Here is a 22,204-nt window from a genome sequence, read left to right on the forward strand (position 1 = left end):
CCGCATGCAGGGAGGACTCAGACGCATGCGCATGACCACCATCAATAACGTGGTCTGGAAGGGGAGTGTTAGTCATGGGGGTGTCCTTCGGGGAGCAGTTGGGGGACTACTTGCTGAGGTTGGCCAGGCGTTCGGGGCTCAGGAGTTCCTGGAGCTGGGCGTCGGTGAGGAGCCCGTGTTCCAGGACCAGCTCGGCTACACCCTTGCCGGTGGCAAGGGCCTCCTGCGCGATGGCAGTGGCGGTGGCGTAGCCGAGGTGGGGGTTCAATGCGGTGACCAGGCCGATGGACTGCTCCACAGTGCGGCGCAGGTGGTCGGTGTTGGCGGTGATTCCACGGATGCAGCGGGCCGTAAGGGTGCGGCAGGCTGCCTCGAGGTGGGAGATGCTCTTGTGGAGGCTGTGGACAATGATCGGTTCGAAGGCGTTGAGCTGCAACTGTCCGGCTTCGGCGGCCATGGTGATGGTGACGTCGTTGCCGATCACCTCGTAGGCCACCTGGGACACCACTTCCGGGATGACCGGGTTGATCTTGCCGGGCATGATGGAGGACCCGGACTGGACCGCGGGCAGGTTGATTTCGCCAAAACCGGCACGCGGGCCGGAGGAGAGCAGGCGGAGGTCGTTGCAGATCTTGGACAGTTTCACTGCCACGCGCTTGAGCACACCGGACAGGTGTACGAAGGCGCCCACGTCCTGGGTGGCTTCGATGAGGTCGACGGCGGTGACCAGGGGCAGCCCGGTAATCTCCGCCAGGTGCCGGCAGGCTGTTGAAGCGTAGCCGGCCGGGGCGTTCAGGCCGGTGCCGATGGCGGTGGCCCCGAGGTTGATCTCGTGGATCAGCAGCTCAGCCTCCGCCAGACGCAGCCGGTCTTCGCCGATGGTCACGGCGTAGCTGCCGAATTCCTGGCCCAGGGTCATGGGCACGGCGTCCTGCAGCTGGGTGCGGCCCATCTTCACCACGGTGCGGAACTCCATGGCCTTGGCCGCGCAGGCATCCTCAAGTTCTTCGAGTGCTGCCAGCAGTTCACGGGCGGCGAAGATGGTGCCCAGCTTCACCGCCGTAGGGTACACGTCGTTGGTGGACTGGCTGAGGTTGACGTGGTCGTTGGGGTGCAGCCGTGCGTAGTCGCCCTTGGGGTGCCCCAGGATTTCCAGGGCCCGGTTGGCGATGACTTCGTTGGCGTTCATGTTCGACGACGTCCCGGCACCGCCCTGCACCACGTCCACCACGAACTGGTCGGCAAGGCGGCCGGCCATGACGTCCAGGCAGGCCTGCTCAATGGCCTCGGCCCGTTCTGCGTCCAGCAGGCCGAGCTCGCGGTTGGTGCGGGCTGCGGCGAGTTTCACGGCTGCAAGGCCGCGGACCAAGTGCATGTTGGAGGACAGCTTCTGGCCGGTGATGGGGAAGTTCTCCACGGCACGGAGCGTGTGCACGCCCCAATAAGCGTGCGCGGGCACGTCGCGGTCGCCGAGCAGGTCGTGCTCGGACCGGACCTGGGCGGGTGCGGCGGTTTCGGTGGTAGTCATGGCGTCCTTACAGGGCTTCGTTGACGGGTACGGACAGGTGGTTCAGGAAATCGGTGGCGAGCAGCCGGCCCACTTCGTGGCCGCCGCCCAGCACCGGAGCCGTGGCGATGCCGGCGAGCGGCTCCGTATCCACGTCCAGTGCCTCCAGCAGGTGGACGGTGGCGGGCATCCGGGCGCGGTCGCCGCCGTCGGAAATTTTGACGGCCACAGCACTTCCGTCGGGCAGCCCCACCAGCTGGACGCCCTCGAAGCCGTCTTTGGCTACGGAGCCGGGCAGCAGGTGCATGAGGGCGGTGACGTCGCGGCCGTCGCCGGCCACCATCTCCGGGTGCTGCTGCATGGCGAGCCCGACGGCGGCTTCCGGACTGCCGTCGTCGTCCGCGGCCGCCTGGGCGATCCGGGCGAAAGCGCGGGCCATGCCGCCCAGGGTGAGGGCGAACAATGGGGTGCCGCACCCGTCGGTGCTCACGACGGCCGGCTCTTCGCCGGTCAGGTCGATGACCGTCCGGGCCACCAGTTGCTGCAGCGGATGGGAGGGATCCAAGTATCCCTGCACGGGCCAGCCGTTGATGACGCAGGTGCCCACCATGGCGGCGTGTTTCCCGGAACAGTTCTGGGTGATCTGGGTGCTGCTGCCGCCGGTGCGGAGCCAGTCTTCCCGCTCGGAGGTGCCGTACGGCAGGTCGGTGCTGTTTCCCAGGTCGGTGGGAGCGAGGCCGTGGAGTTCGAGGATGCGCAGTGCGCCGTTGCGGTGTGCTGCCGCTCCTGAATGGCTTGCGGCAGCCAGTGCCAGGAGGTCCGCAGGAAGTTCCAGTCCGGCCCGCACCATGGCTACGGCTTGGAGGGGCTTGAGCGCGGAGCGGGGGTAAAACGGTGCCGCCGGGTCCCCTGCCGATGCCGCCACTGAGCCGTCAGCCGCGAGGGCGACGGCGGAGCCGTAATGGACACTCTCCACCATGCCGTCGCGGACGGCGGCGACCAGTGGGGCGTGCCGCGGCAGGGACAGCCCGGCCGGGGCAGCAGAGTGGGCAGCGGAAAACACGGGGGATGGCATGGGGTCCTCGGGAGGGTTGGTTGGATCGTGCTAGCTGTTGAGGATGGAGTCCAGGGCGACGCCCACGGCTTCCAGGTGGTGGGCCATGGCGGCGCGGGCCTGTTCGGCGGAGCCTGCCTCGATGGCGGCAAGAATTTGATGGTGCTCGATGTCGGAAGCGTGCTGGCGGTCTGCCACCATGTTCAGCGTCTCGGATTGATGCGCCAGTGCGTCACGGATGTCGGCAACAACGGTTGCGAACACTTTGTTGCCGCTGGCCCGGGCGATGGCGGCGTGGAAGCTGGAGTCCAGGGCAACCCAGGATTCCAGGTCCGTTTCAGCGGCCATGGCGTCCATAATGTCGCGGAGGGTGTCCAGTTCTTCCTCTGTGCGCCGTTCCGCGGCGAGCCCTGCGGCGGGAATTTCGATGTGCGGACGGGCCTCGGTCAGGTCCCGGGCGGAGTACTGGCCGAGCGTGAGGTCATTGGCCACCTTGCTGGCAATGACGAAGGTACCTTTGCCGGTCCGGGTGACCGTGAGGCCCAGCGCGGTGCAGGAGCGGAGGGCTTCCCGGATCACCGAGCGGCTCACTCCGTACTGCTGCGAAAGGGTGGCCTCCGAGCTGAGTTTGCTCCCCACCGCAATGGCGCCCGATTCGATGTCCTGGCGGATGGCGTTGAACACCGCCTCGGCAGCGCTTAGCCGGGCAAGGGGACGGAATGCAGGCTGTCCTGCTGTCCGGCTGTCTGACAGGTTCACGCCTCAAATATGGCACGGGTCACAGTTGCTGTCAAGCGCTCTTATGAATTACCGCCGTCATGCTTCTGCCGGCTGGTCGCGGGCCGCTGCCGCCGCCGTCGTGAACGGAAGTGCCAGGTGATGAGCGCCGCCACCGCCACCGCGGCGATCACGACGGCGAGGTCCCGGCCGGCTGCCTGCGCCACGGCCTCGTAGGAGTTCCCGGCGAGGAAGCCCAGCAGGACGAAGCCGATGCCCCACGTCACGCCGCCCGCGGCGTTGTAGGCAAGGAACCTGCCATAGGGCATCCGGGATGTGCCTGCCAAGGCCGGCATGACGGCGCGGAAAAATGCGGTGAAGCGGCCCAGGAACAGGGCGGTTCCGCCTTTGCGGCGCAGGAAATCCTGGGCGTTGTCCAGCCTGCCGGAGTGGCGGGACAGCAGGCGTGTCTTCATGAGCCGGCTGCCCAGATGCTTGCCCACCTCGTACCCCACGCTGTCGCCAATGACGGCGGCAGCCACCACAAGGGCCATCATGGCGCCCAGCTGCACTTCGCCTCGGCTGGCCACCACTCCGCCCAGGACCGCGGCGGTTTCGCCGGGGATGACGAAGCCGACGAACAAGGCGTCCTCGGCAAACACCAGGCAGAAGACGGCGATGTACGCCACCACAGGGCTGACGTTCAGGAGCCCGTCAATGAAGCCCGTCATGGCAGCGGATCAGGCCTGGGAGGCCGGAGCGTGGCCGGGCTTCGCCAGGAACAGGGCACGGGCCAGCAGGCGCACGGCCGATGCCTTCAAGGGGAGTGCCGTTTGCTGGGGGCAGGTGGTGGGGGACGTCAAGGTTCAGGCCTTGTTCTTTCGCCGGTCAGGGTAACTATGAGTATGCCCCCGTGTGGCTGGAAGAAACCTGTGCCCGGCCCCTAGAGGTGCTGGATGCCCGCCCGCTGCATCGCATCCCGGTAGTCAGCACGGCCTCCAGGTCTTGCCGCCCGGCGCGTAGCACCGTGGCCCGGTGTACTTGGTGGAAGGCGCGGGCGGCACATACGGTTGCGGAGCTGGCGCCACGTAGGGTGCTGGGTTTGGTGCCGGTGCGGGCAGATTGCGCAGGCGTTCCGCCTCAGCTGCCGCTTTCCGCGCTGCTTCATCCGCTGCGGCCTTTGCTGCGGCCTTTGCTGCGGCCGAAGCGGCAGCCGCCTCGTCTGCTGCCTTTTTCTCCGCCGCAGCCCGTTCCTCTGCTGCCCTGCGCTCGGCAGCCGCACGGGCTTCAGCCGCAATGCGGTCCTCCTCGGCCTTCTGTTCTGCAGCGGCCAGGGTGACCTTTAGGGCCTTCGTATCTTCCGTTTTAGTTTCTGCAGCAGTGATTTTCTTATCCAGATTCGCTATGTGCCTGGCCAGCACCGCTGTTGAAAGACCTGACCACAAAAGCGCTCGCTCCGTTGCATTGTCCCCGTTGAGGACCTTTCGCAGTGCCTTCGCCGCGGTCACCTTGGCTGCGAGTACGCCGGCTGCCGTACCTGCCGCGGCTGAGGTTGTTGCCGGTGAGGCCGCAGTGGCAGTTTCCAACCCCTTCGTTGTCTCAGCCAACTGAGCCGGAAGGGTACAGCCAGTGCTCTCGGAGAAGAGCCCGGCGTTAGCCGCTCTGGCCTCTTCGTATGCGGCTGTTACCGGCGGGAGGAATTTTCTGTTGCCGCTGTACTCCACCGGAATTCCCAGTCCCTGCTGCGCAATTTTGGCATTGACCAGGGATCCGTCGGCAGTGAAAACACCGGCAAGAGTCCTGCCGTACTTGTCGTGCCGTTCGGCGTCGAACTCCAACCTCACTTGGGTCCCCTTCGGCAGCAGGCCCTCGAGATACTTAGAGGCCTCCGGGCCGAGGCATTCGACCGGCTGGTTTGGGTCCTTGGTTTCAGGAGTGTCGATGTTCAACAGGCGAATGGTGTGGTCGCCGTTGTTGATCGAAACCACCAGGGTGTCACCGTCGATTACGCGGACAACCGTACCGCTGCCGGCGTTGGCAGCTGCACCCGCAGCGAACGATCCTGCGACCAGACCCGCTGCCGCTAGCGATGCGATGAGTATTTTCTTCATGCCAGTTCCCCCAGTTGCAACAGGAAACGAGGCCGCCGACTGCCTACCTCGGAAATTCCTGAGTGTTTACTCAAACAATGCTGGAGATGGAGGCGCAAGAAGTCATCAAGGAAAGATCAAGGAGAGCGCAGTTCTGCCGATGTGGGCAGTTCCAGGCCTAGAGGTGCTGGATGCCCGCCCGCTGCATAGCGTCCCGGTAGGTTTCAACGCTTTTGGCAAGCAGCTCGTCCTGCTTGGTTTCGGAAACAGCAAAGGCCCTGCCGCCGAGGGCGGAGGCCTTGTAGATCTTGATGCCGCTGTTCTTCAGGGATGAGTGGTAGGTCTTCTCAAAGAGGGTCAGGAAGGTGGATGCATCCGTGCCGTGCGCAATGATGGCCGAAACGCGGGAATTGATCTTGAGGAACTGGCGGAACGGACGAAGACCGTCGGTCTTCTCCTGAACACTCAACGCTGATGGGCTTCCGCTCTCGCGGACCCAGGGATACGCATTCCACGGCATGACATAGCGGGGATCCAGTTCGGCCAGCTCATAGATCTGGGTGGCGCGGCGGGCGGCCTCGTCATCGTTGTTATGGGAGACGAACCCGGATTCGGTTCCCTTGCCGGGACTGGCCTGGAGGCTGATGATTCTGCACTCGTCTTCGTCATGAACGGGGTCGATATAGGGGACAGTGGAACCGGGCTTCTTTTCCATCAGCTCATCGCAAAGTTGGGTGACCTTCGCGATGTTCGGTTCCTGTAGCAGGGCCTTTTTTTCGTCCCAATCAATCGTCACGATTTCTCCCTTGGCAGCGAGGCGTCCAGAATCAGGCGTCCTATGTCACTCTACGCTTCCCCGCGTAGGGGTGGGCACACTGAATTTTGCGGAGGCCTCATGTGTGCCGCCGCCAGCTGCCCAGTTGTCCTAGTGCCGCCCGCGCAGATGCTGGCTTTGAAGTTCATCGAGCTGCTCATCGGTCAGTTCATCGAACGCGCCTGCTTCCCTTTTGTCGCTGCGCGAGAAGCGGATGAACATGAGGATGATCAACGGCAGGTCCAGGACCTCGCAGATGAACCACAGCAGGTTCCCCGCGAATTGCTGGTCCTGGAGGGCATCCCGGAACCACCATTGGGGATTCGGAACGGACACCACGTGGTCCAGCACCTGGCCGTTAAGGCTCAGCAGGATGCCCGGGACCGCGTCGATCAGCAACTCAATGAACACGAACATGAATTCAAGGGTCAGGTAGGCGCTGGACCGCTGGAAATCGGACTCTTCGATGATTGGCAGTGCCATCAGCATCCCGAGAAGCGGCACGCCAACGGTGAGGAGTGCGCCGGCCACAGGGTCGGTCCGGAGTGTGAAGAAGGCCGGTGTAAGGAAGGTGGAGAAGAGGGCCAGGCCCAGCAGCGGCGCACCGAATGAGTTGCTCACGAATCGAACCGGACTGCTGGACAGGACTTGGTCCAGGGCCGACCTGCCCTTGGGTGGCAATGCCTCCCGTGCGAGCGTGAGGGGTTTGCCGAGCCCGATCAGCAGGGGGACGACAAACAGCAGCAGGGAGATCTTGACGGTGAATGCCCACCGTTGCCCAGCGCTATAGACCCCGGTGAAGCCACAGGTGAGAACGATAAAGGAGCCCAACCCCAGGACGTAGAACGCCGCAGCCCGCCAGACTCGCCGTTGGCGGCCGCGGAGTGCGGCGGAACGCATCCCCCACCCATACAGGACGCCGGCCACCGCGACGAAAGCTGCAGCGGCCCAATCGATTCGCCAGGGGGAAATGAGGATTTCAAGGGGTGGCACGCGCCAACGCTAGGCGGCATTCCTGGGAATGGCCTGACCCCGGCCATGCTGTTCAATGAATTATGCACTTCACCAGGAAAGGCCTGAAGGCAGAGGGCTTTGCCGGCTTCCGGCCCCTCCAAAGCCTCGAAATCATGCGAATTCCGCAGGGGACAGGCCTCTTTGCGGTCGTCGCTCCTGACGATTTCCGGGTGCGCTTCCTGCCGAAAAGCACCGCGGGCATCTTCAAAAAGAAAGACCCTTCCCTTACCTCCGCCGCGTTGGCCGCCGAGTGGGTGGATGCAGCCCCTGTTCTCTATGTGGGCAAGGCCGGGCCCGGCAGCAAGGGGAACCGGGGGCTCCGGCGCCAAATCCAGGAGTTCGTTGACTTTGGGCAAGGAAAGCCGCCAGGCCACTGGGACGGCCGGCTTATCTGGCAGCTGGCTGACGCTGGCTCATTGGCCGTTGCGTGGAAGGAACTTCCGGCAGAACAGCTCAACGGCGCGGAGGCGGCGTACCATGCTGCGTTCGTGACTGAATTCGGCCGGTTGCCGTTCGCCAACCTTGTGCAGGCCCGTTCCAAGGGCGGCGCCTGAGGGCGGCAGCACGTCTGTCAGGCAGGCCCACGCAGGCGGTCCATTTCGCGGCGGTCCTTCTTGGTGGGCCGCCCGGCGCCACGGTCGCGCTGAGGCAGGCCCAGCGCCGGAAGGACGGGCCGTGGGGGAGTGTGGTCGGTGAAGCAGTGCGAGGCAGCCTCGGCGCCCACGCGTTTGGCGATGAGCTGCCGCACCTCAAGAATGCGTTCGTATCCGGGCATCCGGACGGTGACGGTATCGCCTGTCACCAGCGTTGCCGACGCCTTGGACGGGCTGCCGTTCAGCCGGACATGCCCGGCACGGCAGGCTGCGGTGGCGGCGGACCGCGTCTTGTAGGCGCGGATGGCCCACAGCCACGCATCGATTCGGACACTGGCGGGAGCGGTTGGGAGGCTGGTCATGATTGGCACCGAGTATAGCCCCAGGCGGTGCCGCCCCAGCACGCAGGTCCAGCGTCACTCCACTGTCACGTTGACCCGCTGCACCACGTTGTTGCCCATCCCCTGGAAGTTCCAGTTCTGCTCCAGGGGCTGCGTGGCGCCGGTGATGTCCGTGGCGCGGCACGCCAGGACATGTTCACCCCGGTCCGCCACCCAGGGCAGGCTCCACCTCCGCCACGCGAAACCGCCTGCCGGCTTATCCAGGTGGGCGGGCAGCCAGGTGCCGTCAATTCCCACTTCGACGGCGGTCACGGCGCCTTCCCCGGACCATGCCCTGCCCTCAAGCATCACCGGGCCGGCGCGGAGGAAACGCCGGCGGGTGAAGAAGTCCGGGATGCCCGGCGGAACCATCAACGAACGCACCCGGATCCGCGACACCGGGGTCCCGTCGTCGTCCGCGGAGCTTTGGTAACGGTAGGCAACCTGTTGCTGGTAGCCGGTGAAGGGTGCCGTGGCCACGTGGATGGACTCCAGCCACTTGACGCTGGCCATCCCGTACCAGCCAGGGACCACCAGCCGCAGCGGGTACCCATGCTGCGGCGGAAGGTCGGCGCCGTTCATTTTGTAGGCAAGGACGACGTCGGGACGCAGGGCCTCGCGGATCGGCAGGCTGCGTGCGTAGCGCTGGGGGACGCCGCCCTGGATCCCTGCATCGGCCCCGGTAAAGACCACTTCCACCGCTCCCGGCAGCACCCCGGCCCTGCCCAGGAGGTAGGCCAGCGGCACGCCGGTCCAGTGCGCGGTGCCCACCGCTTCCATGACCCAGGGCTGGCTGAGGGGCCGAGGCTCCAGGAGCGACCTGCCGTTGCCGGCGCACTCAAGGGTGACGGGGACGGTGATGGCCGGGTCACGCCGCAGTGCGGCCATGCCCAGCTCCATGGCCCGCCCCACGGCGCCGCCGATCCGCAGCCGCCAGGAGGAGACATCCTGGTCCGGAATGTCGAAATGCGTGAGGACGTAATGAAGGCCGGGCGGGGTTACTTCGCGGCGGAGCGCCTCCAGCGGCATGGAGTGGTTGCGGGCGGCAAGCTGCAGTTCCTCCCGGGTGAGCGGACCGGATGCAGGCTGGCCTACGTCTGGAACCGGTGCCGGCTGCGGACGGGTGGACTGCGGGTTGCGGTGGTTCATGGCGGTGCGATTCTGATCGGCGGACTAGGTGCCCCTGTCCTCAGGTCTACGCCGGGCCGCCCGGCCCGTCAACGGAACCAGCCAGGTTTAAAGCACTGGTTTAGAGCACCGGCCGGGCCAGGAATTCGGCCAGGCTGATGGGATCCTGCCCGGTCAGCCCGTGGACATCCGCGGAAAGCCCGGCCATCTCGCCGGCCGCCATCGCCGTGTAGGTGCTGACCCACGCGTCCAGCTGCCACTGCGGAGCACCGTAGGATGCCCGGGACGCATACGCTTCCTCCACGGTCTCCGGGTGGTAGCGCACCGTCCGCCCCGTTCCGGTGCTCAGCACCTCGGCAGCCTGCGCCATGGTCAGTTCCTCGGGGCCGGTCAGGTCATAGGTCTTGCCCACGTGGATGGCAGGATCGCGCAGCACGGCGTGCGCGCAGCGGGCAATGTCCTCCCGGGCCACGCCTGAGAACACGCCGTCGCCTGCAGGGCCCCGGATCACGCCGTCCTCCCCGGTCATCAGCGGCAGGAAATCCAGGTAGAAGTTGTCGCGGAGGAACGTGTACTCCATCCCGGACGCCTTGATCCGCTCCTCAGTGGCGTAGTGGTCCCTGGCCAGTGTGAAGGTGGCATCCGGTGCTGCCCCGTAAAAGGACGTGTACACCACGTGCTGAACCCCTGCAGCGGCCGCGGCATCCACGAACGTGTAATGCTGCTGCAAGCGGTCTTCAGCTTCCGCGGCGGAAACCATGAACAGGACCTTCACCCCGTCCAGTGCCTGGCGGGAGGCGGCCGCGTCCCCGTAGGAACATGCCGCCGGATGCGCGTCATCCAGCTGCGGGGCCCGTGCGGCGTCGCGCACCAGCAGGCGCTGGGCGGAACCTGATGCGGCAAGCTGCCGCGCCACCATTCCGCCCAGGACTCCGGTGGACCCGGTGACAGCGAGGTCCGGCAGTTCCGACGGGGACGCCACGTTAGGCTTCCCGGGTGGCCGGCGACTTGGTCTGCGCGGGGTCGCGCTCGGCGAGGCCACCGACGGCGTCGTCGATCCTCTTGAGGACCTCCGCCTCCAGCTTCACACCCGCTGCGGCCACGCTGTCGGCGATCTGCTCCGGCCGGGAAGCGCCTACGATGGCCGATGCCACGTTGGGGTTCTGCAGGACCCAGGCAACAGCGAGCTGCGGCATGCTGAGCCCTGCTTCCTGGGCGATCGGTTTCAGTTCCTGCACGGCGGCCAGGACGTCGTCGCGCATCCAGCGCTGGATCATCTTGGCGCCGCCCTTTTCGTCCGTGGCACGGCTTCCTTCCGGGGCCGGCTGGCCGGGCAGGTATTTGCCGCTGAGGACACCCTGGGCCATGGGAGACCAGACAATCTGGGAGACACCCAGCTCCTCCGACGCCGGGACAACCTCGGCCTCGATCACGCGCCAGAGCATGGAGTACTGCGGCTGGTTGGAGATCAGCTGGAAGCCCAGTTCCTTGGACAGCTTGTGGCCCTCCCGGAGCTGCTCCGCGGTCCACTCGCTCACGCCGATGTACAGCGCCTTGCCCTGCCGGACGATGTCCGCGAACGCCTGCATGGTTTCTTCCAGCGGCGTTTCGAAGTCGTAGCGGTGGGCCTGGTAAAGGTCCACGTAGTCCGTCTGCAGCCGGCGCAGCGAACCGTTGATGGATTCCATGATGTGCTTGCGGGACAGGCCAAGATCGTTCTTGCCCTTGGGGCCGGTGGGGCCGAATACCTTGGTGAAAATTTCGAGGGATTCGCGCCGCTCGTCTTTCAGGGCCTGGCCCAGGACAGTCTCCGCGGCCGTGTTGGCGTAGACATCCGCCGTGTCAAAGGTGCTGATGCCCGCATCCAGGGCAGCGCGCACGCACTGGGTTGCGACGTCGTTCTCCACCTGCGAACCGTGGGTCAGCCAGTTGCCGAACGTGATTTCCGAGACTTTGAAGCCGCTGTTACCGAGGTATCTGAATTCCATGTGTTCACGCTAACGCAGATAGTTGCCCAAGGTAAGGGCTCAGCCATTCTCCTTGGCCTGCTCCTTGCGGACCTTCTGCGGCCCGGCCAGGGACACCAGGGATCCGGTGTCCAGCGGCGGCACCGGGTGCAGCGGCTGGGGCTTCTTGAAGGACCGCGGCAGCTCATGGGGCGGCCGGTGGTTATGCAGGGCGGATTCCACCAGCGGCGCCACTTCGGAAACCTTGTCCGCAGGGATGGCCGGGTCCGGCAGGTCGCGGACGGACAGCTTGATTTGGGGTGCGGCTGCCCGTGCCCTGGCCTCGGCCCGTTTGTCGGCTTCGGCGACGGCGGACGCCCAGTCCCCGGCGAGGACCTGCGGTTCCGGGGCGAGCTTGGGGCGGCGTTCGACGGCGGTGCGCAGCGACTCCTTCACCCGGGCCGGCTTCAATGCCGTGGCGCGGTCCCGGAGCGGCTTGCGGGGTTTGGCGGCCTGCCGGTCGGGTGCGCCGCGGGAGCCGGCATAACCCCGTTTGCCGGGGCGCCGTCCGAGCAGGGTCATCAGCACGACGGCCGTGAGGCGGCCCAGGCCGGCAAGGACCAGGGTGAGGATTCCGAGCAGGAAAAGGACCAGGAACATCAGCCCTGCCACGCCCATGGTGCCCAGGAAGGTCAGGTTGAGGACGAGGGTGTCCGGGTTCTCCACGTCGTCTCCTCTCCTGCCGGCGTCCTGGGCCCGCACCGGCTCGAAAAGCCGGGCATAAGCTCCTTCTCCACCATACGGATTTTTGTCCGCACGTGCCCCTGTGTCCGCGGCGCGGGGCCATGTTGTAGCGAAGCTGTTACCGGATGTGACAGCATCGCCCGGTGAGCGCATTTAAAGATTCCGCAAACTGCATATGTTTGTCCGGAGAACCTTATGAGGCATGCTGTGGCCGGTTCCACTCAGGCGGGGCGGAGGCCGCCATGGCGGAGCAGTTAATGCGGTCCAGGTACAGCGCTTTTGCCCGGCTGGATGAGGCCTACCTGCTGCGCACGCACCATCCGTCCACCGCGCCAGCCGCCCTGGACCTGGACCCCGCCCTGGAATGGCGGCGGCTGGACATCGTAGGCACCACCAACGGCGGCCCGTTCGACAATGAGGGCACGGTGGAATTCAAGGCGTACTACCGGCAGGGCGGTGAGCGCGGGGTCCTCCATGAGAACAGCCGGTTTGTCCGGGAGGGCGGCCGGTGGCTCTATGTGGACGGTGACATGCTGGCGTGACTACTCGTCGTCGCCGTAGTACTCCCTGTCCGTGGTGAAGCCGGCGCGGTCAACCTTCCGGTGGAAGCGCATGCCCGCCAGGCCGCCCAGAACAGCGCCGACAAGTGCCACCACTGCCACCACCACTGCCGCGATGATGCTGGTGGTGGTCAGCTGCCCCTCATTAATGGGAATGCGCGGAAAACTGTTCAGGTTGGCCAGGACGTTGAACTGCTGCCCCGCCACAAGCCCCAGGATGGCCACCACGACGGCTGCGATCAGGGCCCACACCCAGACCATGAAGCCCTGCTTGGCACCGTTGAAGCGGGCCATGCGGCCTGCGACGTACCCGCCGCAATAGTAGGAGAGGAACAGGATCACCAGCAGGACGATAATTCCCACGAGTCCCACGGTGCCGCTGTTATGTGCGGCCTGGTTGACGGCCTCGTTGACGTCGGTGTTATTGGCAAGGCCTACGGCGGTTCCGGCGGCCGCCACCAGGGCGGTCAGCAGGACGGCCATGCCGGTAGCGGCCAGCCACCCGAAGAACGCAGAGCCGACTTTGATGCCCCCGAACCGCTCCTTCTGGCGCGCCACGGCAGTTTCCCGGTCCGCCAGCGCCGGATCAGCTGCGGGAGCCACCACTGGGGTGGCGGTGGTGGGTGCAGGCTGGTAGTCCCGTTCCGCCTTCGGCGCACTGTAGTCGCGCTCCCGGTCCCTCTCCCTCGCCCTTTCCCTGGCGCGCGGCGGTGCCTGGTCCACCGAGCGGGTGGCCGCCTCGTCCGTAGCCCCGTCGCGATAGCTGCCGTTGCGGGTGGCGTCGTCCTCCCGGGCGCGGCGGGGAGGCAGGTTCTCTGGGTCCGTTGAGCTGCTCATGCGTCAACTCAACCACCCGCCCCGGGTGATAGCAAGCGTGCTTATTAGTTTGTGACCTGCAGTTTTACCGGTATTTCCGGTGCAGGTCTTCCTTGGCTGATGGTCCAGGGGAGGCGTCAGCGATCCACGGCCCTGTGCCGTCGGACTGGTCCAGGACTCCCGCTTCCAGCCAGGTGTAGTCGCCGGCGAGGACTTTGCGCGTCAGGGCCTGGTCGGCGTCGTCCGTGTTCCGCCACAGCTGGTCGAAGTATTCGTCCACCCGCACCCGCGCCTGCTCACAATAAGCGTCGGCAAGTTCGTAGGCGCTGGCGCCCTTCTCCGGCGAAGTTTTGAGGAGCATCTCTGCGCGGGAGCAGCAGGCGGTCATGGCGAAGAGTTCGGCCCCGATGTCCACCACCCTGCCCAGGAAAGCCTGCTTGCGTTCAAGCTTGGCCTGCCACCGGCCCATACCGTAGAACGTCTGCCGTGCCAGCCGCCGCGACGAGCGTTCCACGAACCGCAGGTGCCGGGCGAGCCTGCCAAAGTCACCGTACGAGCGGGGGTCCATGCCGGCTCCCGCCACCAGCTTGGGCAGCCATTTGGCGTAAAAGCCGGAAGCGCCGACGGCGGCCTTCGCTTTGTCAGCCAGGCTCGCATCCAGGGATGCGAGATCGCCCGCGGCGGCAAGGTGCGCGTCCACCGCTTCCCGGGCAATCAGCAGCCGCATGATTTCGGATGATCCCTCGAAGATCCTGTTGATGCGGAGGTCCCGCAGCTGCTGTTCCGCCGGCACTGCCCGTTCCCCGCGTGCCGCCAGCGACTCGGCCGTCTCAAATCCCCGGCCGCCACGGATCTGGACCAGTTCGTCAGCGATCCGGCAGCTGATTTCCGTTGCCCACAGCTTGGCAAGCGCAGCTTCGATGCGGACATCCTTCTGCCCGGCATCGGCAAGCTCGGCGGACAGTTCAAACACGGCGTCCAGGGCAAAAGCGGAGGCAGCGATGAAGGCGATCTTCTTGCCCACTGCCTCGTGCTCGCCTACGGGCCTGCCCCATTGGGTGCGCGCGTTGGACCATTCGCGGGCGATCTTCAGGCTCCAGCGCCCGGATGCCACGCACAGCGCCGGCAGCGCCAGGCGGCCGGTATTGAGCGTGGTCAGCGCGATCTTCAGGCCCTGCCCTTCGCGGCCCAGCCGGTTGGCGGCCGGCACCCGCACCTGGTGGAAGCGGGTCACCCCGTTCTCGATGCCCCGCAGGCCCATGAACGCGTTGCGGTTTTCCACCGTGATCCCCGGTGAGTCCATCTCCACCACGAAGGCGCTGATGCCGCCCTTGTGCCGCGCGCCGCCGGCATCCGTGTGCGCCGGGACTACCGCCATGACCACCACCAGTTCGGCGATCACCCCATTGGTGGTCCACAGTTTCACGCCGTCCAAAAGGTACGCGCCGCCGTCGTCCGTTGGCGTTGCAGTGCTGCCCAGGCGGGCCGGGTCGCTGCCCACGTCCGGTTCGGTGAGCAGGAACGCGGTGACAGCGCCGGCGGCGCAGCGGGGCAGGTATTCACGTTTCTGCTCCGGTGTGCCAAAGACCTTCACGGGCTCCGGCACTCCGATGGACTGGTGGGCGGAAATGAGTGCGCCCAGGCTTGGATGGACGCTGCCCAGCAGGGCAAGGGCCCGGCCGTAGTACACCAGCGAAAGGCCCAGGCCGCCGTACTCCTCCGGGATCTTCATCCCGAAGACGCCCAGGTCCGCCAGGCCCTTGATGTAGTGGTCCGGAATTTTCGCGTCCCGCTCGATGACGCGCCCTGACATGGTCCTGGCGAAGTCGGTAAGGCGGGCCATGAAGTCCTCGCCCCGGGTGACGGAGGCCGGGTCCGCAGCGGGCCAGGGGTGGACCAGGTCCAGGTCGAAACTGCCCAGGTAAAGCCCCTTGGCGAAACTGGGGCGGTCCCAGCCGGCTTCCCGGGCTGCCTCGGCGACGGCCCTGGCATCCTCGGCGGTGGCGCCGGCGCCGATCTTGCCGGCCGGGACGGGGTTTTCTTCAGCGGGGGCGTCTTTGGCCTGGCTGTCAGTTGCGGAGGTCATGGGTTATCTCCTTGGCCGGATAGGCCGGTGAAGCCATGGATCCGCCGGGTTGGAGAACCCTTCAGCTGTCCCTCAAGATTACCCGCGGGTAGGTGCCGGTAACAGGGGCCGTTTGCCCCTGGAAATCGCCGGAAAGATCCACGGCGGAGGCGCGGTGGACCAGCCTGTCCCACCCTGAATTGATGCCGTGGACCACCGCCATCAGCGTGTTGGCCACCACCATCCAGGTGAGCTTGCCCGCGCCCAGCAGTGCCAGGGCTATCAGCCCGGCTGCGAGGACGAACGCGGCCAGGATTGCCCCGAAAACCAGGGTCCCGATGAAGACCAACGTGGCTGTTTCCACTGAGCTTAGATCGAACTGCATGTATCCCCCTGCTGCGACATTGCTTGCGAAAGACTGCTGTGTGAGACCAACAGCAGCAGCGTAGGGGGACAGATGCGCGCGCAGCCAGACCCGGCACGGGCGCGCAGGCCTGTTGATACGGGATCGAAACACTACCCGGAGGTAGGTCACGAAGCGGTCGCGGCGACCTGCGTTAACCTTGTAGTTGGCAGTTTTCCGGTCCGGGCCCTCGGACCGCCCTGCCCAGCCCCCGGATCAGTCCAACAGCCCCAGCCCAAGGAGAGTGTGTGCCCCGCTCCGCCAGGTCATCCGCTGACGCCATCAGCGCCCGGCTCCGGGACCTCGAACTCCTCACCAAGGGGCCTGCCTGGGCCCTGACTCGTTCGGCGCCCTGGGTGATTGCGGTGCTCCAGGCGTCCTTTACCCGCACCCGGCCGCAGGTTCCGCTCGAGGAATTCCATGCCGACGTCGACACCTTCCTTGAGGAGCTCCGGCGCCAGGACCCTGGGCTGGGAGGAGGGGCCAACGGCAAGGCCTTCGGTGATGAGTGGACGCGGCGGCAGTTCCTGACCCGCCGGAACCAGTCAGGCCAGATCGTTTACGAGGCAACAGAACCGGCGGCACGTGTGCTCGCCTTCCTGGACAGCCTGTCCAGCGAGCGGTCCACCCTGAACGGGTCCCGGCTTGGAACCCTGCTGGGCGACGTGGAAAAGCTCGCCAACGAAACCAACCCGGACCAGAGCGCCCGCCTGGAAGCCCTGGAAGAGGAGATCGAAGAGCGCCAGCAGCTCATCCAGGACATCAGCACCGGCGAGTTCGACGAGCTTCTGGACGACGACGAAGCGGTGGAGGCTGCGGGAAACATCCTGGACCTGGCCGCCAGCCTGCCGGCCGACTACAAGAAGATGCGTGACCGGATCGAGGAACTGGTGGGCGGGCTCCGCAACCAGATCATCGAGGAGTCGCTGACCAAGGGCGCCACCATGGCCCAGGTCCTGGAAGCCGACAAGCGGCTGCGCCAAAGCCCCGAGGGCAGGACCTTCCGGTCCTTCACGGCCTTCCTTGAGGACCCGCAGCAGCAGCTTCGCTTCCGGTCAGCCATCGGCGAGGTGCTGAGCCGCCAGTTCGCCGACGATCTTTCCCCCGATGACCGGGAAACGTTGAAGAACCTGGTGGCAGAACTCCGCCACCAGCACAGCCAGATCCAGCGCATCTACGGCAAGCTGAGCGAAAGCCTCAACACGTACGTCCAGAGCGACGACTTCCGCCAGTCGGTCCGGCTGCGGCAGGTCCTGCGTGAAGCGGAGCAGGCCATCCGTTCCCTCCCGTACGAGCGGGAACGGCCCGGCCTGGTGCCGGGGCCCGTCCTCTACAACGCCGGATTCGAGTCCCTCTCCATGGTGAAGCTCTTCGATCCGGACGAATTCGCGGCGCCGCCCCGCCTGGCCGATCCCATCGCCTTCACCGACTCGGACCGGGTGCGCTCGCCCAGGACCGGCAAGGCCAAGCCGGCGGTGGTCCGGGCCGCCATGGCAGGGGCCGCAACCCTTGCCGACGCCTGGCACCAGCTGCCGCCCGAAGAGCAGCACATCAACACCATCCGCGCCCTGCTGTCCGAGGCCCTCCACGCCGGAGCGGATTTCAACCGCGGTGCCTGGGACGGCCTGGACTTCGAACAGATAGACGGCTCCACCCGCAAGGCCTACCTGCCGGTGGTCACGCTCGCAAAGGATTCAGATGACTGAGGAAAGCACGACGCCGGTAGTTGAGTCCGCGGAAACGCCGGCTGGAGAGCTATACGAGGAGGCGGTGGTTGAACAGGCGGACACCCGGGCGGCATCGGGCGCTGGGTACCCCGGACCTGTTTCACCCCGCGACACCTTCGTCGACGGCGCCGCCCTGTTCCCCGGAGACACCGGAGTCCTGTCCATGAAGGTTCGGCAGGCCTTGGTGAAGCTCCTCAAGGGCCCGTACATTGACGGCGGCAGGGATGAGAAGCTCTGGACCGTCCTGCTGGATCACCAGGTGATCCTCCGCAGCCGGCTCTCGGAACTGTTCCTGACGCTGCAGCTGGACCATGAGCGGAAGATCGCTGTTCTGCGCCCCGTGGATCCGGAAGTGATCGGCGGTAACACCAGGTCCAGCATCCTGCGCCAGCAGCGTGCCCTCAGCCGGGTGGAAACCATCGTGCTGCTCCGGCTGCGCCTGCTGCTGGACCGGCACGTTACGGCCCAGACGGACCCCACCATCACCCGCGAGGAAATCACGGACCTGGTGGCGCACTACCAGCCCGCCGGGCAGCAGGACGCCCTGCGCGACTCGGACGTGGTCACCCGCGCCATCACCAAGCTCCTGGCCCGCCAACTCCTGCTCCCCACCGGACTGGACGACGTTTACACCATCTCCAACGCCCTTCCCCTGGCCCTGCCGTTCGAAAACATCGGCGACATCCCGGCCCACATCGAGGCCCTGGTAGCGGCTTCGGCCGACGCCACCGGCACAGAAGCGCTTATAGACCTCGACGACTCTGGTTCTGACGAGGAGGGCACGGGGGACGACGACGCCGATGCCGCCCCCGCCCCTTCGCCGGGCGGCATTCGTCCTGCGGACGATGCGCCCGGCTCCGACAGGCCCGATGCCACTCCCGGGGCGGCATCGGCGTCGTCTCCCTTGAGCGCGCGGGTTCCGTACACAAGCGGTGACACCGGGGACATGCGGCAGCGTGCGTCTAAGCGAGGAACGAGCGAGCACGCAAAGCATGTGTCCGGTGGTGCCGCGGTAGGCGAGCCAGCAGCAGAACCTGAAGGAGAAGCCAAGTGACGATCGCGAGCATGCTTCCGCTGGGGGACGTGACCAACCCGGGGCAGATGCGGCTGGCGTTGGTGCAGGTGGTCAACTGGGGAACGTTCCATGGGGCGCACACGATGCACGTGGACCGGAACGGCACCCTGCTGACGGGCAACTCCGGCGTGGGCAAGTCCACGTTGTTCGACGCGATGCTGCGGGTGTTCGATGCCCGGCCGAGGTCCAATGAGGCCGCTGCGCAGCGTTCGGGTGCCGTGGAGGACAAGCGGACCACGTTCACGTACATGCGCGGCAAGGTGGGGGACAAGGCCGTGGGCGAGGGCTCGGCGAGTGCCTTCCAGCGCCCGGGTGCCACCTGGTCCGCCGTCGCGCTGACGTTCGACAACGCCGCCGGCACACGGGTGACGGTCTCGGCACTGTTCGACCTGCCCAAGAACGGCACCGAGTCCAGCGTGGGCCGGTTCTACCTGATCGACAACGTGCCCCTGGACCTTGAAGCGGTAGAGGGCATCGCGGACAAGCGCTTCACCAAGGGCGCCCTGGAGGCGCTCTTCCCGCACGCCCAGGTCTTCGACGTGCACAAGGCCTTCGCGGAGCGGTTCCGGCGGCTGCTGGGGATCAGCTCGGACCAGGCGCTGCCCCTGCTGCGTGTGATCCAGGCAGGCAAGGGCCTTGGCGGCAGCGTCAACACCTTCTTCCGCGACCAGGTCCTGGACGCGCCGGCAACGCTGGCCGCCGCGGACGACGTGGTGGAGGAGTTCAGCAACCTGATGTCCATCCGCCAGCGGCTGGAAGATGTCCGGCAGCAGCGCGACCAGTTGGCCCCTGTCCCTGGGCTGAACCGCGAATACGCGCAGTCGCTGCTGGACGCGAACCGGCTCCGGGAGCTGGTGGGCGGTGAATTCGAGGCGTACAAGCAGCAGCTGTCAGTAACGGTCCACGAGAAGACGCTGGTCCGTTTCCGTGAGCTGGCGCAGGCCAAGGCCAAGGAACTCGGCGCCGAGCGTGCGGTCCGCGACGGCCTGGCCAAGGAATTGCGGGAGCTGGAGGCCGACTACAACAACCAGGGCGGCAACGCGATCTCCGCGATTGAGCAGTCGCTGGAAAACGCCCGGGTTGGCCTGAAACTCCGCCAGCAGGTGGAGGAGGCGGCCCAGCACGCACTGGCCGACGCCGGCCTGCAGCTTGAGTGGAGTGCCGCCGGCTGGGAACAGGCGCACGAGCAGGCGGCGGCCCGATCGGCCGAGCTGAAGGATGACTCGCAGGCCCTGCAGGAGCTCAGGTTCGAGGCGTTCGACGCGCACGCTGCCCGTAAACGCGAGCTGGCCGCGGCTGAGCAGGAACTCGTTTCCCTGAAGACGCGCAAATCCCTGCTGCCGCCGTCGAGCATCGAAAACCGCGCCGCCATTGCGGCCGCAACAGGCATCCCCGAGGACCGGATGCCCTTCGCCGGTGAGCTCATGGACCTCGCCGAGGGGGAGGAGCGGTGGCGCCCTGCTGCCGAACGCGCACTCCGCAACCTAGCCACCACCCTGCTGGTCCCCGGCGAGCACTTCGGCGCCGTGACCCGCTACCTCAACGACCACAACGTCCGCGGCGCGCTGCGGGCCGTGGATGTCTCCAAGCCGCTGGCCGGCGGCGCGCTCGCCGTGGAGGACGCGCGCGTCGGCGACCTGCTCAGCAAGCTGGACATCCTCGCTTCGGGTGCGGCTGCTGAGGCGGGGGAATGGGTCCGCGAGCGGATCGCCCTCGACTTCGCATACCCCTGCGTGGAAGACCCTGACGAACTCGCGTCCCTGGACAAGGGCCTCAGCCTGGGCGGCGTGGTCAAGCGCAACCGGCACACGGTGGAGAAGGACGACCGGTTCACCAGCCGCCAGGATTACGTCCTGGGCTTCGACAATGCGGCCAAGCTGGAGCTCGTGGCCGGGCAGGTGGAGGACCTCCGGCAGGAGGTGGCGAAGGCTGCCGAACTGGCCCAGAGCCGCGAGGACTCGCACCAGGGCATGAGCCGGCAGCTTGACGCCCTGCGCCGGATCGCCGAGGACGACCGCCCCTGGGAACAGGTGTCTGCCGCGGTGGCCGCCGATGAGCTGGCGCGGATCGAACAGCGGCTCAAGGACGCCCTTGCGGCCCAGGCGGACCTGGAGCCGCTCCGCGCCAGCATCGAGGAAGTCCGGCACAAGCACCAGTCCAGCACCGAGTCCGCGGCGGTGCTGCAAAGCGAATACAAGGCACTTGACCGCCAGTTGACGGCTGCCGACACCCTGCTGGAAGCCGCGCGCCACCGCCTGGCCGAGGCGCCGCCGTCGGACGCCACCGTCAACGCCCTTGAACCCTATTTCGCCGACTTCGGCGACATCACGGAAATGCACGAGCTGGACAATCTGGCCAACCGGGTACGGACCGCACTGCTGGGCGAACTGCACACCGCGGAGTCACGGGGACAGGCCACGGCCGAACGGCTGACCCGCATCTTCGAAGGCTTTGTCCGCGAATGGGGCAGCGCCATCTCGGCCGACCACGGCACCAGCATCGGCGCCGCCAGCGAGTTCGAGGCGCGCTACCACGCGATCGTCAACGACGGCCTGCCCGCGCAGGAGGCGGAATTCCGCCAGTTCTTCAACCAGCGCACGCACGAATCCTTCAGCACCCTGCTGCACCTGCTGGACGAGGAGCGCCGCTCCATCACGAGCCGCATCCTGCCCCTGAACGGCATCCTCTCGCAGGTGAACTTCCACGAGGGCAGTTTCCTGGAACTGGACATCAAGCAGACGCTTCCGCCCACCGCGAAGCAGTTCAAGGACGCCATACAGAACGCCCTCAAGGCCCGGCACACCCGCCCGGCCAAAGCGGAGGCCGGCCGGGCGGAGGGTTCCGGCGCCGAGGGGGACGACGACGGCGAGCTCACCGCCCGCTACAAGTCCCTGGAGTCGCTGGTAAAGCGGCTCGGTTCCCAGGCACCCGAGGACCGGCGCTGGCGTGCCGAGGTGCTGGACGTCCGCGGGCACCTGTTCATCCAGTGCAAGGAGCACCGGGAAGTCACCGGCCCGCGGGGCGGCAAAAAAACCGAAGTGTTCATGCACGCCGATACCGGCTCCATGTCCGGTGGCGAGCGGCAGCGGTTCACCGCGTTCATCATGGCCGCTGCCCTGAGCTACCAGCTGGGCATCGCCGAGCAGGGCTTCACCACCTACGGGACCGTGATGATGGATGAGGCTTTTGTGCTCGCCTCGGAGGAGTTCGCGGGCGCCGGCATCAAGGCGCTGCACGAGTTCGGCTTCCAATTGCTGCTCGCGGCTCCGGAGAACGTGATCGACCTGTCCCGGCACCTGGGATCCGTGACCGAGATCCTGCGGGACAAGCGCACCAACCGCTCCGGCGTCCTCACGGCGCCGGTGATCCGCCCCCGTGAAGGTGACGAAGGCGCCTGGCGGTCGGAGGCGAACCCGGTGGACATTGTCCTGCGCTGAGAAAAGCCGGGCGATATAACAAATAGGTGGAATTATTGACCTGGCGATGGTGGCCGGTGTTTTCGTTGTGCCACTCTGGGATGACCAACAACACCTCGCCTGAATAAATCCCAGAGGTACTGCGGGATGCTGGG

The 22,204-nt window shown here is 66.4% G+C and carries 20 protein-coding genes and 1 pseudogene; 5 read left to right on the forward strand and 16 right to left on the reverse strand.

What is annotated here, in order from left to right; all coding sequences use genetic code 11:
* Nucleotides 1-106 precede the first annotated feature (106 nt).
* From HNO81_RS18230 to HNO81_RS18260, 8 genes are all read right to left on the reverse strand, one after another.
* Complete coding sequence (locus tag HNO81_RS18230; protein WP_175319515.1) at nucleotides 107-1,528, reverse strand: aspartate ammonia-lyase; 1,422 nt, start codon at nucleotides 1,526-1,528, stop codon at nucleotides 107-109.
* A gap of 7 nt (nucleotides 1,529-1,535) precedes the next feature.
* The gene (locus HNO81_RS18235; protein WP_175319516.1) at nucleotides 1,536-2,582 is read right to left on the reverse strand and encodes an asparaginase; all 1,047 of its coding nucleotides are present in this window, start codon (nucleotides 2,580-2,582) and stop codon (nucleotides 1,536-1,538) included.
* A gap of 30 nt (nucleotides 2,583-2,612) precedes the next feature.
* Nucleotides 2,613-3,320, reverse strand: coding sequence for a FadR/GntR family transcriptional regulator (locus HNO81_RS18240; protein ID WP_175319517.1), 708 nt, complete (start codon nucleotides 3,318-3,320; stop codon nucleotides 2,613-2,615).
* Between the two features lie 41 nt (nucleotides 3,321-3,361).
* The gene (locus HNO81_RS18245; protein WP_175319518.1) at nucleotides 3,362-4,009 is read right to left on the reverse strand and encodes a DedA family protein; all 648 of its coding nucleotides are present in this window, start codon (nucleotides 4,007-4,009) and stop codon (nucleotides 3,362-3,364) included.
* Between the two features lie 9 nt (nucleotides 4,010-4,018).
* Complete coding sequence (locus tag HNO81_RS20310) at nucleotides 4,019-4,141, reverse strand: hypothetical protein (protein WP_256399273.1); 123 nt, start codon at nucleotides 4,139-4,141, stop codon at nucleotides 4,019-4,021.
* A 123-nt stretch (nucleotides 4,142-4,264) separates the two neighbouring features.
* Nucleotides 4,265-5,389: a thermonuclease family protein gene (locus HNO81_RS18250; protein WP_175319519.1), complete on the reverse strand. Its 1,125-nt coding sequence runs from the start codon at nucleotides 5,387-5,389 to the stop codon at nucleotides 4,265-4,267.
* 157 nt (nucleotides 5,390-5,546) lie between these two features.
* A complete protein-coding gene (locus HNO81_RS18255; RefSeq protein WP_175319520.1) occupies nucleotides 5,547-6,164 on the reverse strand; it encodes a uracil-DNA glycosylase in 618 nt (205 codons plus the stop codon).
* 129 nt (nucleotides 6,165-6,293) lie between these two features.
* Nucleotides 6,294-7,175 carry a cytochrome c oxidase assembly protein gene (locus HNO81_RS18260; RefSeq protein WP_175319521.1) on the reverse strand — a complete coding sequence of 294 codons (882 nt, stop codon included), beginning with the start codon at nucleotides 7,173-7,175 and terminating at the stop codon, nucleotides 6,294-6,296.
* A gap of 62 nt (nucleotides 7,176-7,237) precedes the next feature.
* On the opposite strand from HNO81_RS18260, the gene HNO81_RS18265 reads away from it, so the two are divergent.
* Nucleotides 7,238-7,750, forward strand: coding sequence for a hypothetical protein (locus HNO81_RS18265; protein WP_175319522.1), 513 nt, complete (start codon nucleotides 7,238-7,240; stop codon nucleotides 7,748-7,750).
* Nucleotides 7,751-7,767: 17 nt separating this feature from the next.
* Here the strand turns inward: HNO81_RS18265 and HNO81_RS18270 are convergent, their stop codons facing one another.
* The 5 genes from HNO81_RS18270 to HNO81_RS18290 all read right to left on the reverse strand — a co-directional run bounded on the left by HNO81_RS18270 (nucleotide 7,768) and on the right by HNO81_RS18290 (nucleotide 11,969).
* Nucleotides 7,768-8,151 carry an RNA-binding S4 domain-containing protein gene (locus HNO81_RS18270; RefSeq protein ID WP_175319523.1) on the reverse strand — a complete coding sequence of 128 codons (384 nt, stop codon included), beginning with the start codon at nucleotides 8,149-8,151 and terminating at the stop codon, nucleotides 7,768-7,770.
* A gap of 54 nt (nucleotides 8,152-8,205) precedes the next feature.
* On the reverse strand, nucleotides 8,206-9,318 hold the full coding sequence (locus HNO81_RS18275) for a sulfite oxidase (RefSeq protein ID WP_175319524.1): 1,113 nt from the start codon (nucleotides 9,316-9,318) through the stop codon (nucleotides 8,206-8,208).
* A 100-nt stretch (nucleotides 9,319-9,418) separates the two neighbouring features.
* Nucleotides 9,419-10,279: an SDR family oxidoreductase gene (locus HNO81_RS18280; RefSeq protein ID WP_175319525.1), complete on the reverse strand. Its 861-nt coding sequence runs from the start codon at nucleotides 10,277-10,279 to the stop codon at nucleotides 9,419-9,421.
* 1 nt (nucleotide 10,280) lies between these two features.
* The gene (locus HNO81_RS18285; protein WP_175319526.1) at nucleotides 10,281-11,285 is read right to left on the reverse strand and encodes an aldo/keto reductase family protein; all 1,005 of its coding nucleotides are present in this window, start codon (nucleotides 11,283-11,285) and stop codon (nucleotides 10,281-10,283) included.
* A 39-nt stretch (nucleotides 11,286-11,324) separates the two neighbouring features.
* The gene (locus HNO81_RS18290) at nucleotides 11,325-11,969 is read right to left on the reverse strand and encodes a hypothetical protein (protein ID WP_175319527.1); all 645 of its coding nucleotides are present in this window, start codon (nucleotides 11,967-11,969) and stop codon (nucleotides 11,325-11,327) included.
* A 191-nt stretch (nucleotides 11,970-12,160) separates the two neighbouring features.
* Between HNO81_RS18290 and HNO81_RS18295 the strand changes: the two genes are divergently transcribed.
* A complete protein-coding gene (locus tag HNO81_RS18295; RefSeq protein WP_175319546.1) occupies nucleotides 12,161-12,529 on the forward strand; it encodes a YchJ family protein in 369 nt (122 codons plus the stop codon).
* On the opposite strand, the gene HNO81_RS18300 is transcribed toward HNO81_RS18295, so the two are convergent.
* From HNO81_RS18300 to HNO81_RS18310, 3 genes are all read right to left on the reverse strand, one after another.
* Complete coding sequence (locus tag HNO81_RS18300) at nucleotides 12,530-13,384, reverse strand: TIGR04086 family membrane protein (protein WP_175319528.1); 855 nt, start codon at nucleotides 13,382-13,384, stop codon at nucleotides 12,530-12,532.
* A 64-nt stretch (nucleotides 13,385-13,448) separates the two neighbouring features.
* The gene (locus tag HNO81_RS18305; protein ID WP_175319529.1) at nucleotides 13,449-15,449 is read right to left on the reverse strand and encodes an acyl-CoA dehydrogenase family protein; all 2,001 of its coding nucleotides are present in this window, start codon (nucleotides 15,447-15,449) and stop codon (nucleotides 13,449-13,451) included.
* Nucleotides 15,450-15,510: 61 nt separating this feature from the next.
* A complete protein-coding gene (locus tag HNO81_RS18310; RefSeq protein WP_175319530.1) occupies nucleotides 15,511-15,813 on the reverse strand; it encodes a hypothetical protein in 303 nt (100 codons plus the stop codon).
* Nucleotides 15,814-16,079: 266 nt separating this feature from the next.
* Between HNO81_RS18310 and HNO81_RS18315 the strand changes: the two genes are divergently transcribed.
* The 3 genes and pseudogenes from HNO81_RS18315 (at nucleotide 16,080) to HNO81_RS18325 (ending at nucleotide 22,070) form a co-directional block, all read left to right on the forward strand.
* Nucleotides 16,080-17,537 carry a DUF3375 domain-containing protein gene (locus tag HNO81_RS18315; RefSeq protein ID WP_175319531.1) on the forward strand — a complete coding sequence of 486 codons (1,458 nt, stop codon included), beginning with the start codon at nucleotides 16,080-16,082 and terminating at the stop codon, nucleotides 17,535-17,537.
* Nucleotides 17,530-18,366 (forward strand): annotated as a pseudogene (locus tag HNO81_RS18320) (DUF4194 domain-containing protein); the annotation flags it as partial. The gene HNO81_RS18315 and the pseudogene HNO81_RS18320, both read left to right, overlap by 8 nt.
* Nucleotides 18,367-18,608: 242 nt before the next feature.
* On the forward strand, nucleotides 18,609-22,070 hold the full coding sequence (locus HNO81_RS18325) for an ATP-binding protein (RefSeq protein ID WP_175319532.1): 3,462 nt from the start codon (nucleotides 18,609-18,611) through the stop codon (nucleotides 22,068-22,070).
* Nucleotides 22,071-22,204: the final 134 nt, after the last annotated feature.

It is taken from the genome of Pseudarthrobacter sp. C4D7 (assembly GCF_013359725.1).
GTDB lineage: Bacteria > Actinomycetota > Actinomycetes > Actinomycetales > Micrococcaceae > Arthrobacter.

Excerpts from the sequence above, each read along its gene's own strand:
- HNO81_RS18300 (WP_175319528.1), bottom strand. The coding sequence starts at position 13,384 with ATGAGCAGCTCAACGGACCCAGAGAACCTGCCTCCCCGCCGCGCCCGG.
- HNO81_RS18230 (WP_175319515.1), bottom strand. The coding sequence starts at position 1,528 with ATGACTACCACCGAAACCGCCGCACCCGCCCAGGTCCGGTCCGAGCAC.
- HNO81_RS18245 (WP_175319518.1), bottom strand. The coding sequence starts at position 4,009 with ATGACGGGCTTCATTGACGGGCTCCTGAACGTCAGCCCTGTGGTGGCG.
- HNO81_RS18275 (WP_175319524.1), bottom strand. The coding sequence starts at position 9,318 with ATGAACCACCGCAACCCGCAGTCCACCCGTCCGCAGCCGGCACCGGTT.
- HNO81_RS18270 (WP_175319523.1), bottom strand. The coding sequence starts at position 8,151 with ATGACCAGCCTCCCAACCGCTCCCGCCAGTGTCCGAATCGATGCGTGG.
- HNO81_RS18310 (WP_175319530.1), bottom strand. The coding sequence starts at position 15,813 with ATGCAGTTCGATCTAAGCTCAGTGGAAACAGCCACGTTGGTCTTCATC.
- HNO81_RS18305 (WP_175319529.1), bottom strand. The coding sequence starts at position 15,449 with ATGACCTCCGCAACTGACAGCCAGGCCAAAGACGCCCCCGCTGAAGAA.
- HNO81_RS18235 (WP_175319516.1), bottom strand. The coding sequence starts at position 2,582 with ATGCCATCCCCCGTGTTTTCCGCTGCCCACTCTGCTGCCCCGGCCGGG.
- HNO81_RS18285 (WP_175319526.1), bottom strand. The coding sequence starts at position 11,285 with ATGGAATTCAGATACCTCGGTAACAGCGGCTTCAAAGTCTCGGAAATC.
- HNO81_RS18250 (WP_175319519.1), bottom strand. The coding sequence starts at position 5,389 with ATGAAGAAAATACTCATCGCATCGCTAGCGGCAGCGGGTCTGGTCGCA.
- HNO81_RS18265 (WP_175319522.1), top strand. The coding sequence starts at position 7,238 with ATGCACTTCACCAGGAAAGGCCTGAAGGCAGAGGGCTTTGCCGGCTTC.